Raw genomic sequence first — 13,713 nt, 5'->3', positions numbered from 1 at the left:
ATGACGTTAAAAATAACACCATGTATTGTTATGAGCGGGAATGCTAAAGAAGCGGTACATTTTTATGAAAAAGAACTTGAAGCAGAGGTTCTAAATATACAAACATACGGTGATATGCCAATACCTTGTTCAGAAGCATTAAAAAATAGTGTTGCAAATGCAATTTTAAAAATCGGAGAAAGTGACCTTATGTTATTTGATGCTCCGATTCAATCGAATCCGATTATGAACAAAGACTTTCAACAAAATACACCTAATTATGAACAGAAAAAAGTAGAAGTTACGATAAATCTTTCGATCGATAATGTAGAAAAAACAAAGCGCATTTTTAATTCATTACAACAAGATGGACATGTTATTGCCCCGTTAGAAGCAGTACCATTTAGTCCCGCATTCGGAACAGTTACTGACAAGTTCGGCGTTACATTCATATTAATAACTCAAAAGTAAAATACACATAATTTTTGTTTGATAGCAAAAATGGGGAGATTAGATGGTTAACATAAATGTTGAATTAGTAAAACAATTAATTAATGAACAATTTCCAATTTGGTCTCAGTTAGAAATAAAACCAGTAGAATTAAGTGGCAACGATAACAGAACGTTTCATTTAGGGGATAAAATGAGCGTAAGATTACCAAGTGCAGAATGCTACGTTCCTCAGGTTGAAAAAGAGCATAAGTGGTTACCCATTTTAACAAATAAACTAAGTTTACCAGTATCTAAACCGTTAGCTAAAGGAAGTCCAAGTAAATCCTATCCTTGGCCCTGGACAATCAATGAATGGATCGATGGAGAATCTTTGAACAAAGAAAATATAAGTGATTTAAGTCAATTTGCTAAAGAGTTAGGGCAATTTTTAAAGGAGTTCCAGTCAATTGATGCTCATGGAGGGCCGATTGCAGGAAAGCATAATTTCTTTAGAGGTGGTAACTTAGCTGTTTACGACCAAGAAACTAAAGATTCAATAGACCAAACGAAAGCGATTTTTAACAAAGATTTACTAACAGAAATTTGGGAAACAGCTCTAAGTTCCAAATGGGAGTATGAACCAGTATGGGTGCATGGTGATATTGCTCCTGGAAACTTACTTGTTAAAAATGGAAAGCTATGTGCAGTCATTGATTTTGGAATCCTAGGAGTTGGTGATCCATCATGTGATGCAGTAATGGCATGGACATTTTTCGATACTGATAGTAGAAACGTCTTTAAAAACGTTTTAAACTTTGATGAAAATACATGGAATAGAGCGAGAGGCTGGGCTCTATGGAAGGCTTTAATTACATTTAATGCGAATAAAGAGAATACTTCATCAATAAGGGAAGAATCATTTAATACGATAAATGTGATCATGAACGATTTTAAATCTTAAATTAAATTTTACGAGTTGCTTTAATAGCGACTCGTTTTTTTGTTTCTTGGTACTTCAATGAGGGTGCAAAAAAAGCTAAAACTTAGATGAAATTTTGTAATTTTCAAATAAGCTAACAATCATGAATTTATAAGGAAAAAACATGAAATTCTTGAATCTTGTTCATACTATTGTTGGGAGGTATTCCAACTATGTTACAAAAATTACTAGCTAGTTTATTATTAATGACGCAATCAGTTGAACTTCCTGACAGCTTAACTGTTATTCAGCAGGGCCATCCGATTGCCGTAGTTAATCGTGAAGATTTTACAATGTCACTTCCAGGTACACCTATAATAAACGATAAAAAGTTTAATCAATTTATTGAAAAACTTGATCAACAAATTTACCGTAACCCTATAAATGCGACAATCAATGAACAAGGTAGAATTGTACCAGGACAGGTAGGATACAGACTTTATAAAAAAGAGTTTAAGGATAAATTTACTACATATTTTTATAGTAAAGGCCCTTCTAAAATTGAAGTACCAGAGTTAGATATTTATCCTAAAGTTGATAGTGAATTATTAGCCCATATTAGGATTCAACAAATTGGACAATATGTAACCTACTTTAATTTTAATAATAAAAGTCGAGTACATAATATTTCACTTGCAGCAAAAGCAATTGATAATTACGTAGTTTTCCCAAATGAAGTTTTTTCTTTTAATAAGGTAGTAGGAGAGAGAAGTGGGGCAAAGGGATATAAACGTGCACCGATCATTGTAAGGGGAGAATTGTCTGAAGGAGTAGGAGGAGGAATATGTCAAGTTTCCTCTACTCTATTTAATGCAGTAGATCGCGCTGGTCTAAAAATTATTGAAAGATATACCCATAGTAGACGAGTACCATATGTACCAGCAGGACGTGATGCAACTGTAAGTTGGTATGGACCAGACTTCCGTTTTCAAAATAAATATAATCAGCCAATTCTAATTCGAGCAAAACAATATGGAGGAAGTATGATTGTTACGCTTCATTCTTCCGATGTCATCAATTATGAAGTAAGAAATGTCCCTATCGCTCCAACTCGTTTACCTGAAGAAATAAATACAGAAGAAGACAAGCATTCTTCAAATCCTTCTAGGAAAGGAAAAATAGTACCACCGCATAAGTCGGTAGGGGATTAAAGATAATACAAGTAACCCCCACAAGGTAATTAAAGATCCTTGTGGGGGTTATTTTGTTTTTCATGAATAAGGATCATTTTGAATAAAAATTAATGAAAGTCTAATCCTTTCAACACTAGACTTATAGAAACTAAGGATTTAGAATTATAAGAAAGATTTGAAAACAAAGGAGAATTGCATGACAAAAATAAATGTATTATTTGATTCGAAGGATATGGAACGAAATACATTACCTTATTACTACGATTATGGAAAGATCATTTCAACTATTCAAAGTCAGCTAATTGATACATTTGGTGTAGATTTCCAAATGTATTCAGATGAGGATACAACCAATGAAATTTGGGAAATTCTAGAAGAGGATCTTAAAGAAGAATCGAGTGAAGTTCAATTAATCAGCCATATTTATAATGAGCTTGAAACAAAAACTATTTCTTCGAATCACACTGATAAAAAATTGGAACTCATCATTAAGCCAAGGGTTGAAAATGGATTATACTATTATCCGAATTACGGAGTAGCTTTATCGAAAGCGATGATATTTGAAGCGGATAATCAATATAATAGAGACCTGATTTTTGCTAAAAATGATTCATGTCTTTCATCCTTTTTTCAATACGTACTAAAAAGAAAACGAGATTATATTAAAAATTATGTAACGGTTTATACAGATACAGATGACGGTGTCGAAACATCAATTGAAAATATTACTAAAATGGTTAATAGAGAAGATGTATTTTTAGAAGAATCATTAAAAAGAGAAATTTATCGATCAATAGACCATTTCTTTAATGAAGGTCGAGATTTCTTTAAAACATATGATATCCCATATAAACGAGGATTTTTATTATATGGAAATCCAGGAAATGGAAAAACAACATTAGTGAAATCAATTGCAAGTAGTATTAATGCACCTGTTGCATATTGGCAAATTACTGAATACACATCAAGTTACACAATTAAAGAGGTTTTTAGTTCAGTGTTAAAATTAACGCCAATGGTACTAGTTATCGAGGATATTGATAGTATGCCTCCTTCGGTTCGTTCAGTATTCCTAAACACGATCGATGGTGCAACTTCTAAAGAAGGTTTATTTTTAATTGGAACGACTAATTATCCCGAAAAAATCGATCCAGCTTTAATGAATCGCTCTGGTAGATTTGATCGAGCATATGAAATTAAACAACCAACAAAAGAAATGCGTTCTGAGTATTTACAAAAGAAAAAATTAAATCGAATTTTAAACAATGAAGAATTACAGCTCCTAATTGATTCAACGAATGACTTCTCTTATGCTCAATTAAATGAGTTATATATTTCAATCATTATTGAGTGGGACTGTGACCAAGAAGTAGATATCATTCGACTATGCGACGAAATGAGATCCATTTTACGTAAACAAAAAAAGCAAAATTGGGAAAAGAATCAAACTGTGGGATTTTCTTTTGAATAATTGATTTTACTTTTACATGTACTAGTTATAAGTATCAGATCCATCATGATAACTTTGAAAAGATAGAAGCAAGGGCTTCTATCTTTTTTTTGTTTGGCTCCAAACTACCATGAAAATTAGTTTCTTCATAAATAGATAAATGAAAATACTAAAGAAAACTCTGCTCAAATCTTAAAAATGAGTAAAGTTAACAAAAAGTCTAGTACTTATAGTTGACTGGAAAAAAGTCAGTATTTGTATAGACACTTACCATCCATTTTCATTCGCTTTGCTGTAGCGCTTGCGCTGCATGACTGGCTAAATGGTAGGATAGTTTCTGTAGGTATATTATTGATAAATTGAAGAACTACAAACTATATACGTAGGTTCTGATATAGATAATTAAGTAGGAGGGTGACTTCAAAAATAATAAAAATATTCCTAAAGGATATACTATCTTGGAAACGAATTTGCTTTTTTGGAGGAATGTACATGAAAAACCAAACTATCAACTTGCTTCAAATGTCATTTATCCTAATTGGTAGTACTGGACTTATTAACCATGTGATTATCATTCCTATGGTTTTGGACGTTTCGGGCCGTGATTCTTGGATCACCATCTTGCTCTCAAGCGTTTCTTTACTATTCTTGATACCAATTCTCTACTTTATCCAAAAACGTATGAACGGAGTACAGTTGTTTCTTTGGCTTAAGGGAAATTTCGGGAGATTTATTACATACCCATTAATGGCAATGATCGTTCTATACCTATTTTCCTCGGGTGTCGTCCTTTTAAAGGAAACGTTAACCTTTTTATCGTTTTATCTCCCAATGACACCTAGAGTATTATTAGGGGCTACTTTTTCTATAGTCTGTTTTTATAATGCAAAGCACGGAATTCAATCCATCGGGTTAACCGCGGGTATCCTTCTCCCAATTGTCATTGTTTTAGGTTTTTTTGTCATGACTGCGAATTTTCCGCATAAAGACTATACTCTTTTAAAACCATATATAGAATACGGTACTTCTCCTGTTATAAAAGGCATGATCTATCCAATATCAGGATTTGTAGAAGTTGCTTTTATCCTATTTTTTCATCATCACTTAAATGAAAAATTAAAGTTTAGTACTTTGATTTGGATTGGAATCACTTTTGTAATTCTTACTCTTGGACCAACGATCGGGGCCATTACAGAGTTTGGACCATTCGTGGCTGCTAAGCAACGATACCCAGCCTTTGAAGAATGGAGACTGGTATCAATTGGTCGCTATATCGAACATCTCGACTTTTTATCAGTTTATCAATGGTTTGTTGGCGCTTTTATCCGCTTGTCTCTTCTTACTTTTTTAGTCTCAGATATTCTTAATGTTACAAATAAGAAGGTAAATAGTGGAGTAAAACTTTTTTTCCTAGCGTGGGTCACTTTGATATCCATTTTGTCCATTAATGATACTTCTTTTTATTTGTTTTTATCCCGTCAATTTTTACCGGGTACTCTTGTATTTATTCTCTTGATTTTTGTACTTTTAGCCATCCTCTCTATGTTTGTGAAAAAAGAGAAAGGAGGTAACACCAATGAAGCGCAATAATCAACCTGATCAAGATCAGTTGAAGGTCAAGTGGGATGAAGATATTTTAAGAGGTTGGTTTGAAGGATCGCAAGATGTCATCTTCCAAAAACACCAAATCGACAGTGGCAAACGTTATTTTTCTATTTTATCTTTATATTGTCAAAGTCTCATTGACATAAAAGAATTGAGAAAAACAATCATGCCTCATCTTCATGAAGTGTTGGAAAATGGATTTACAGGTGATGCAAAGGATTTGGAGTCAAAACTTGATGTCCCTATCACTTTCGTTAAATCAGACTTTTCACAGGAAGACCTCGCCAAAAAAATATTTGAAGGAGAAGTTCTCTTTTTCCTTACTGCATCTAGGCTGGTTTTTTCCATCAAACTAGCGATGCTACCAGCAAGATCTGTAGAAGCACCTAGTACGGAAGTGACACTAAGAGGGGGAAGGGACGGATTTGTAGAAGAAATTCAAACCAATATTGGTTTAATACGAAAAAGATTGAAAACATGTTCCCTTAGTTATGAAGAATTTGTTATTGGAACTAGAAGTAAAACCAGGGTTGTTGTTCTTTATTTGAAAGATGTTATTTCACAAGATGTTTTAGAAGAAGTACGATCTAAATTAAATAATATTAAAGTCGATGGCATTGTTTCATCTGATCAAATTGAAGAACTTATTACAGAACGGCCATTCAGTCTCTTTCCTTTATTAGAATATACGGGACGACCTGATTATGCTGTAAATTGCCTACTTTATGGACGCTTTGTTTTATTAGTGGAAGGCTCACCGACTGCATCAATCGGACCTGTTACTCTAGTATTTTTTGTGAATAATGCTGAGGACCAGCATTCGTCAGCCCCTTCCGCAAGCTTGGGAAGAGTACTGAGGATTTTCAGCTTAATTGTAGCTGTTTTTCTACCGGGATTTTGGATTGCTTTAGTCGCTTATCATCCGGATCAAATACCATACACATTGTTGGCAACACTGGCTTTGTCAAGAGAGGGAGTTCCATTTCCCACTACATTAGAGGGATTCTTGATGATTTTTTTATTTGAGTTACTCAGAGAGGCAGGTCTTCGAATTCCTACTACTGTTGGTCAAACATTATCCGTAGTAGGTGGGTTAATTATTGGGCAAGCTGCCATCAGCGCAGGTTTGGCTTCTCCTGGTATTGTCGTAATGATGGCTATTTCAGTGGTTTCGACATTTACTTTAATTAACCAGTCGCTTTCGGGAACATTAAGTATTCTCCGATATTTTGTTTATCTACTATCAAGCTTACTCGGAATAACTGGGCTAATATTTTCAGTTTTTATTATTTGTGTTCATCTTGTGAATTTACGCTCTTTTGGGGTTCCATTTATGGCCCCTTACTCGCCATTGGTACCAACTAGTTTGATTCCGGCAACAATTCGAATTCGTTTTAAAAATATGATAAAGAGACCAAAAGAGATTCATACGAACGATAGCACGAAAAAAAAGGGTGAAGAAAAAAGATGAGGAAAAATTTTTTTCAAAAAAAACTACTTATACTATTTCCATCTATTTTTCTGTTAACCGGCTGTTGGGACACAAGAGAAGTAGAGCATGTTTGGTACATGAATTCCTTAGGAGTTGACTTTAAAAATAATCAATACGTGCTCTATCCTCAATTTATCAATTTTTCCACTTTTGCAAAACAAGAAACGACTATGCGAACACCACAGCCAATTTTTATTGGAAAAGGAAAAGGGGAGATTTTAGACCATTCAGCGTTCGATTTTTATAAAACGACTCAACAAAGGGTATCTTGGGAGCACATAAATACAGTCGTATTCTCTGAGAATGTATTAAAAAATGGAGATATTCGACAAATTGATGAATTCTTTGCTCGTTTCTTTCAGTTTAGGAATACGATGTGGGTATTTGGAACGAAGGAACCAATTGAGGATGTTTTGGCAACTGGAACAATCTTAAATCTTTCACCCCTTTATACACTAAGGGATATCCCAAATGAAATGACAAAAAACTATTCTCTTTTTAGTCCTTTGATCTTTTACAAATTTCGGGCTTATTTTTATGAGCCTGCGATGACCACACAAATCCCATTCTTATCGATTTCAAAAAAAAAATGGAAATCAAACAAAAATGATTTCCCTTTATTAAAATATAGTGGGTCGGCTTTTGTAGCTTCAAAGAGCTACAAAGGGTATTTGTCTGAGAAAGACTTATCAGGTTTAAAATGGATGGGCAAGACTTTCACCCGAGCACCGATACTATTAAAACAAGATGGGGAGCCCGTTACCGAAATGGTAATGAAAAAACCAAATATCCAAACAGTAGCGTATATAAAGAACCACAAACCGCATTTTCGAATGAAGATTGGCATAGAAGGAGATATTTTTCAGATTGTAAAATATTTGCCTATGAAAACCGTAAAACAAATAGCTGAAAAAACCTTGAAAAAGGAAATTGAAGAAACCTACAAAAACGGGATTAATAAAGGAATTGATGTTTATCAGCTTTCACAAATACTTTATCGAAATGATGTAAAAGACTGGAAAAAATTTGAAAAGAACGGAGTAATCCCACTTTCGCCGTCATCCTTAGATGTTGAGGTGAAGGTGCAAATTATGACAAGCGGTCAATGGAAGTCCACCAATTTACAGAAGCCATTCTCAAAAGAACCGTAATTAAGCTAATTAATTTGATGACATTTTTCCATTTAATGAAAACCCAATAAGAAAACTAGCATGAAAGAACGATTGTAACTTTCATTCACTGTTGTGAATCATAGATTCATGGTTAGCTAACGCATGCTTTAGTTAAACAACAAGATCGACATAAAAGTCGATTTTTTTTATTGAGCTAAATGGCATGTTAGTTGCAAAAGTGATTCTCTACTTCATCAATGATAAAAGTTAGTTTACTATTAAATTAGTCAAAAAGTATTTGGGGGCAATCGAATGAACAATGGTTTTATATGTAAGAGTTGTGGTAAATATCATGACGAGTTACCGATGAGTTACGGAAGTGCAGTTCCTGACTATTTTTTTGATATTCCAGTTGATGAACAAGAAAGTCGTGTCGAGATGAACGATGATTTATGTATTATTGATGATAAGTATTTTTTTATTCGTGGTAATATTGAAATTCCTGTTATCGATACAAATCAAAAATTTATTTGGGATGTATGGGTATCATTAAGCGAAGAGAACTTCGATAAAACAAATGATTTTTGGGAAGATCCTGAAAGAGAAAAAAAATTAGATCCTATGTTTGGTTGGTTATCGACCGATATTCCCTGTTATCCAGACACAATAAATTTAAAAACTATGGTACACACAAGGACAGTTGGGTTGTGTCCTGTTATTGAATTAGAGCCAACTAAACACCCATTAGCAGTAGAACAAAAAGAAGGAATATCAATAGTACGGATTAAGCAAATCGCAGAAGAATTATGTGATTCAGAAGAATAGGATGAATAATTCCTTATTCAACTAACGAATTCTTGAGTTGAATATCAGCTACTAATTCAGTTAGCTTTTTTTATTCAACAAAATAGCAGTTTAGTTGCATTAGAATGTTTTAATTTTTGATGAATTATACATGTTGGGAGTGCTATTTTGATTAAAAATATTATTGATACAGGTGCATATATACAGTTTTTATTTGGAGGTTTTTTTCGCAATATTAGGCATTCTGTTTAATAAAACTAAACATGAAGCAATTAAAAATATCACCACACCAACTTAGACACAGTTAATATTCTTTTCCAATCGAGAAGATCATGATTCACAGAAGTAGTCTTTTTTTTGCTTGCAAAACGAAATAAATACGGTTTATAATGATTGTTGGTTAATGCAATTCGTAATAATTACGATTTATTTTACATAATTTAGGAGGAATTTTAATGAAGGTGCCAATTACTGTTTTAAGCGGATTTTTAGGATCAGGAAAGACTACATTATTAAATCATATTTTGACCAATCGAGAAGGGTTAAAAGTTGCTGTGATTGTAAATGACATGAGTGAAATAAATGTAGATGCCAAACTTGTAAAAAATGGTGGATTTTCACGTACAGAAGAAAAGTTAGTGGAAATGCAAAATGGATGCATTTGTTGTACCTTAAGGGATGACTTGATGAAAGAAGTTGAAAGATTAGTAGATATTGGAGGAATTGATTACATAGTAATTGAGTCTTCGGGTATCAGTGAACCAATACCAGTTGCACAAACGTTCACTTATGTGGATGACGAGCTAGGGATTGATTTAACTAAAAAAACTCGTTTAGATACAATGGTGACAGTTGTAGATGCAAATCGTTTTTGGGAGGACTATTCTTCAGGGGAAACATTATTGGATCGTAAACAAGGAACTGATGAAACAGATATTCGTGAAATTGCAGATTTACTTCTTGAACAAGTTGAATTTGCAGATGTTATTATTTTAAATAAAATTGACCTATTAGAAGAACATGATGTAAAAGAATTAACTGCCTTTCTTAAGAAAATTAATGCACAGGCAAAAATTATTCCTGCTACATTTTCGAATGTCGATTTGAAATCTGTATTAAATACACATCTATTTGACTTTGATAAAGCTAGCCAAGCAGCAGGCTGGATTAAAGAATTAAATGAAGAACACAAACCAGAATCAGAGGAATTTGGAATAAGTTCATTTGTTTACCGTCGAAAAAAACCTTTTCATCCAGAACGTTTATTTTCTTGGCTAGAGAATTGGTCAGTTGACGTTGTTCGTGCGAAGGGCTTCTTTTGGGTAGCAACAAGAAATGATATGGTAGGAATGCTTTCACAAGCTGGTTCTACGATAACAATTCAAGGAGCTGGTGAATGGATTGCAACATTACCAAAAGCAGAACAAGACGAAATGCGTAGAGAAGATCCATTATTAGACAATAAATGGGATGATAATTTTGGTGATCGAATGACTGAACTAGTTCTAATTGGAATTGATATGAATCAATTAGAGATTGAGAAGTCACTTGATATATGTCTGTTAACAGAATTAGAAATGAAAACAAATTGGAATGAATTTAATGATCCAATTCCTGCATTTGTCCAAGCTTAAACATCATATGAACCTACAATTTGATTTATAAAAATAAGTTTTCTTTAGATAAAACTTATTGATTTTTAATGGTTGGACGAGCATATGTCGGTTTCGTATAGAATATAGTTCACTATAAAAAATTATTTGAGGTGATGTATGGTACGGAAAGTTGGACAAGAAGTATTAATTTTATTTGTTCTATTTAGTTATTTATTTTGTTATGTATTTATTGATTTTACCAATTTATCGTCTTTATTTCATAAAGTACCTAAAGAACTATTAAATATGAACACAATATTTATAAGTTTGTTTTTAGAAGCTCTTCCATTTGTATTAATTGGAATCATTGTTTCTTCAATTATTCATGTATTTGTAAAACCAGAGACGATTAGTAAAATTCTTCCTAAAAATGCATTTTTGGCATTTATTCCAGTTGCTTTCATTGGAATGATCATGCCAGTATGTGAATGTGGTATTGTACCAATTGTCAGATCTTTGATAAAAAAAGGAATGCCAGCGTACATTGGGATTGTTTTTCTTAGTAGTGTACCAATCATAAATCCAATTGTATTTACTTCAACCTACTATGCATTTCAATCGAATTCTCAAATGGCATTTTTAAGGCTAGGCTTAGCATTTATAGTCGTTCTACTCATCGGTTTTTTCACTTTATTATTTTATCGAAATAAAAATGTACTATTAGAAACTTTAGAAAAGAAAGAGAACCATAATCATGTTCACCATATTCATTCAAAAACAAGTCGAATAAGTGAAGTAATTTCTCACATTAGTAGTGAATTTTTCTCAACTTGCAAATTTTTAATCATTGGAGGATTAGTCACAAGTGTATTTCAAACATTTCTTGATCGTAGTTTGTTAATACATCTTGCAGATCATTCGAATCTCTCAAGCTTTGTAATGATGGGATTAGGATATTTCTTATCTTTATGTTCAGGGTCGGATGCATTTATTGCTGCATCTTTTTCAAGCACATTTCATGTGAAATCTATTTTAGCTTTCTTAATATTTGGAGCTATGATTGATTTGAAAAATACATTTATGATGTTTGCATATTTCAAGAAGAGATTTGTATTTTTTTATATTTTCTTAACTGCAAGTGTCGTATTTATAGTGACGTCGATTTGGAATTTATACTGGTGAGGTGAATAAATGTCTTCTTTTCAAAATCGATTACGCTCAGTATTTTTCTTCGGAATTGTTTTAATGCTTTTGAAGCTTTTAGTTTCAGGAGATATTCAATATTTCATTGCACCAAAGATGGTGAAATTCACGATCATTACACTAATTGCTTGTATAATTATTGGATTAATTCACTTCTTTGAATTGCTAAAAGAACATCATACGTCATGTAATTGTTGTTCGAATCAAAAAAATAGGACTTTAAGTTTAGTAATTTTAATAAGTATTCCAGTTATAACAAGTAGTTTATTTTCAACAAACGTACTTGGAGCAAGTATTGCTTCAAAAAGAAGTATTTCTAATAGCGAAAATATAGTAAAAAAACAAGCTAAAAAAATAATTTTAAAAAATGATGATTCAAAATTTATAAAAGTTGATGATTCGATGTATGGACATATTATTTCAGATGTACAGGATAGTGTAGAAAAATATGTAGGTAAAAAAATATCTTTTAATGGTTTTGTATATCGTGATAAGGAAACAAGAAATAATCAGATTTATGTATCGCGTTTCGTTATTACCTGTTGCGTAGCTGATGCTCAAGTGTTTGGGTTGATGGTTGAGGGAAAAGAGGTTTCAGGATTTAAAAATGATCAGTGGGTAAACGTAACTGGTACAATTCACAAAGTGAAGGTCGGAAAATATTATCAACCTGTTATTCAGTTGGATAAAATAGCAGAAATAAAACCACTAAAAGATCCATATGTTTATTTTGATTAGGAAAGTTTAACTTATTTTTAATCAGAAAAACATTGAAAACGTAATTGTTTCGTTTTAATATTAAGCGTACTATACTTGCTTAGTTTTAGGTGAGTATCTATTTTTACTTAGTAAATCGTAATTATTACGTTTAATAACATGAAATAAGTTAAAAAATTAGCTAGAAGGGCGGTGCACAAATAGTAAAATATAGATTTTTACTGTTTAGTGATATGAAAAATATAAACTTAAAACCATTATTAACAATTAGTATATCTCTCTTTTTATTAGCGGGCTGTTCATCTAAATCCATTTCTACCTCTAATAAATCTGAAAATAAATCTAAAAAAATAAAAATAGTAACTACTTTTTATCCTGTTTATGAATTTACCAAAAATGTTGCAAAAGATAATGCTGATATTAAACTATTAATTCCATCATCAATTGAACCACACGAATGGGAACCAACACCAAAAGATGTTGGAGAAATTCAGAATGCTGATTTATTTATCTATAATAGTCCATATATGGAAACTTGGGTTCCAAACATTGAAAAAAGTTTAAGCAACAAAAGGTCTTCATTTATTGAAGCAAGTAGTGGAATATCTCTGATAGAAGGACAAGAAAATGAAGATGAGCAAAGTACAAACAATAATACAGAACAAATGGATCCACATGTATGGTTAAGTCCGGTATTAGCTCAGAAGGAAGTTCAAAATATAACAAAAGCTCTTATTAACATTGATCCAGCACATACAGAGGAATATAAGAAAAATAGCGATGACTATGTTAAGAAGTTACAAGTACTTGATCATCAATATCGAACAACATTAATGAATATGAAAAATAAAGAAATTATTACGCAACATGCAGCTTTTGGATACTTAACAAAGCAATATGGCTTAGTTCAAGTTCCAATTGCTGGTTTATCTCCATCGAATGAACCAAGTCCATCAAGAATGGCTGAACTTAAACAATTTGCAAAAAATCATGATATTAATACAATATTCTTCGAGGAAGTTGCTTCTCCAAAAGTAGCGAAAACTCTAGCAAATGAAATTGGAGCAAAAACGGCAGTCTTAAATACACTTGAAGGTTTAAGCGAAGAAGAACAGAAACAAGGAATTGATTATATAAGCGTTATGGAAAATAATCTAAAAATACTAAAAAAGGTATTAGAAAATAAATAGTAATTCAAGTAAAAGCGTGTTC

General features: G+C 32.3%; 12 protein-coding genes. All 12 read left to right on the top strand.

Annotation, left to right across the window (positions count from 1 at the left end; all coding sequences use genetic code 11):
- The 12 genes from COE53_RS02980 (at position 1) to COE53_RS02925 (ending at position 13,691) form a co-directional block, all read left to right on the top strand.
- Positions 1–450, top strand: a complete 450-nt coding sequence (locus tag COE53_RS02980; RefSeq protein ID WP_069034360.1) for a VOC family protein — start codon at positions 1–3, stop codon at positions 448–450.
- Between the two features lie 43 nt (positions 451–493).
- Positions 494–1,372 (top strand): aminoglycoside phosphotransferase family protein, encoded by an 879-nt coding sequence (locus tag COE53_RS02975; RefSeq protein ID WP_069034359.1) that lies wholly within the window; start codon positions 494–496, stop codon positions 1,370–1,372.
- A gap of 191 nt (positions 1,373–1,563) precedes the next feature.
- Positions 1,564–2,541, top strand: a complete 978-nt coding sequence (locus COE53_RS02970; RefSeq protein WP_069034358.1) for a VanW family protein — start codon at positions 1,564–1,566, stop codon at positions 2,539–2,541.
- 178 nt (positions 2,542–2,719) lie between these two features.
- On the top strand, positions 2,720–3,994 hold the full coding sequence (locus tag COE53_RS02965; protein ID WP_286162533.1) for an ATP-binding protein: 1,275 nt from the start codon (positions 2,720–2,722) through the stop codon (positions 3,992–3,994).
- Positions 3,995–4,465: 471 nt separating this feature from the next.
- Positions 4,466–5,563, top strand: coding sequence for a spore germination protein GerXB (gene gerXB / locus COE53_RS02960; RefSeq protein ID WP_069034356.1), 1,098 nt, complete (start codon positions 4,466–4,468; stop codon positions 5,561–5,563).
- A complete protein-coding gene (gene gerXA / locus COE53_RS02955) occupies positions 5,550–7,049 on the top strand; it encodes a spore germination protein GerXA (protein WP_069034355.1) in 1,500 nt (499 codons plus the stop codon). Before gerXB ends, gerXA begins: the two co-directional genes overlap by 14 nt.
- Entirely contained in the window at positions 7,046–8,221 is a 1,176-nt protein-coding gene (gene gerXC / locus COE53_RS02950; protein WP_069034354.1) for a spore germination protein GerXC, read from the top strand. The genes gerXA and gerXC overlap by 4 nt, the downstream gene beginning before the upstream one ends.
- 273 nt (positions 8,222–8,494) lie before the next feature.
- Positions 8,495–9,007 carry a DUF2199 domain-containing protein gene (locus COE53_RS02945; RefSeq protein ID WP_069034353.1) on the top strand — a complete coding sequence of 171 codons (513 nt, stop codon included), beginning with the start codon at positions 8,495–8,497 and terminating at the stop codon, positions 9,005–9,007.
- A 434-nt stretch (positions 9,008–9,441) separates the two neighbouring features.
- Positions 9,442–10,620, top strand: coding sequence for a GTP-binding protein (locus COE53_RS02940; protein WP_069034352.1), 1,179 nt, complete (start codon positions 9,442–9,444; stop codon positions 10,618–10,620).
- A gap of 138 nt (positions 10,621–10,758) precedes the next feature.
- Positions 10,759–11,763 carry a permease gene (locus tag COE53_RS02935; RefSeq protein ID WP_069034351.1) on the top strand — a complete coding sequence of 335 codons (1,005 nt, stop codon included), beginning with the start codon at positions 10,759–10,761 and terminating at the stop codon, positions 11,761–11,763.
- Positions 11,764–11,772: 9 nt separating this feature from the next.
- The gene (locus COE53_RS02930) at positions 11,773–12,522 is read left to right on the top strand and encodes a TIGR03943 family putative permease subunit (RefSeq protein WP_069034350.1); all 750 of its coding nucleotides are present in this window, start codon (positions 11,773–11,775) and stop codon (positions 12,520–12,522) included.
- Positions 12,523–12,734: 212 nt separating this feature from the next.
- Entirely contained in the window at positions 12,735–13,691 is a 957-nt protein-coding gene (locus tag COE53_RS02925) for a metal ABC transporter substrate-binding protein (RefSeq protein ID WP_069034349.1), read from the top strand.
- Positions 13,692–13,713 lie beyond the last annotated feature (22 nt).

Source organism: Bacillus sp. AFS029533 (assembly GCF_002585125.1).
Classification (GTDB): domain Bacteria; phylum Bacillota; class Bacilli; order Bacillales; family Bacillaceae_G; genus Gottfriedia; species Gottfriedia luciferensis_B.
Note: the sequence above shows the minus strand (reverse complement) of the source record. Positions and strands in the feature narration are given on the sequence as shown.

Coding starts and splice junctions, on each gene's coding strand:
- COE53_RS02970 (WP_069034358.1), top strand. CDS start 1,564: ATGTTACAAAAATTACTAGCTAGTTTATTATTAATGACGCAATCAGTT.
- COE53_RS02930 (WP_069034350.1), top strand. CDS start 11,773: ATGTCTTCTTTTCAAAATCGATTACGCTCAGTATTTTTCTTCGGAATT.
- COE53_RS02945 (WP_069034353.1), top strand. CDS start 8,495: ATGAACAATGGTTTTATATGTAAGAGTTGTGGTAAATATCATGACGAG.
- COE53_RS02975 (WP_069034359.1), top strand. CDS start 494: ATGGTTAACATAAATGTTGAATTAGTAAAACAATTAATTAATGAACAA.
- COE53_RS02925 (WP_069034349.1), top strand. CDS start 12,735: ATGAAAAATATAAACTTAAAACCATTATTAACAATTAGTATATCTCTC.
- COE53_RS02980 (WP_069034360.1), top strand. CDS start 1: ATGACGTTAAAAATAACACCATGTATTGTTATGAGCGGGAATGCTAAA.
- COE53_RS02965 (WP_286162533.1), top strand. CDS start 2,720: ATGACAAAAATAAATGTATTATTTGATTCGAAGGATATGGAACGAAAT.
- gerXA (WP_069034355.1), top strand. CDS start 5,550: ATGAAGCGCAATAATCAACCTGATCAAGATCAGTTGAAGGTCAAGTGG.
- COE53_RS02940 (WP_069034352.1), top strand. CDS start 9,442: ATGAAGGTGCCAATTACTGTTTTAAGCGGATTTTTAGGATCAGGAAAG.
- COE53_RS02935 (WP_069034351.1), top strand. CDS start 10,759: ATGGTACGGAAAGTTGGACAAGAAGTATTAATTTTATTTGTTCTATTT.
- gerXB (WP_069034356.1), top strand. CDS start 4,466: ATGAAAAACCAAACTATCAACTTGCTTCAAATGTCATTTATCCTAATT.
- gerXC (WP_069034354.1), top strand. CDS start 7,046: ATGAGGAAAAATTTTTTTCAAAAAAAACTACTTATACTATTTCCATCT.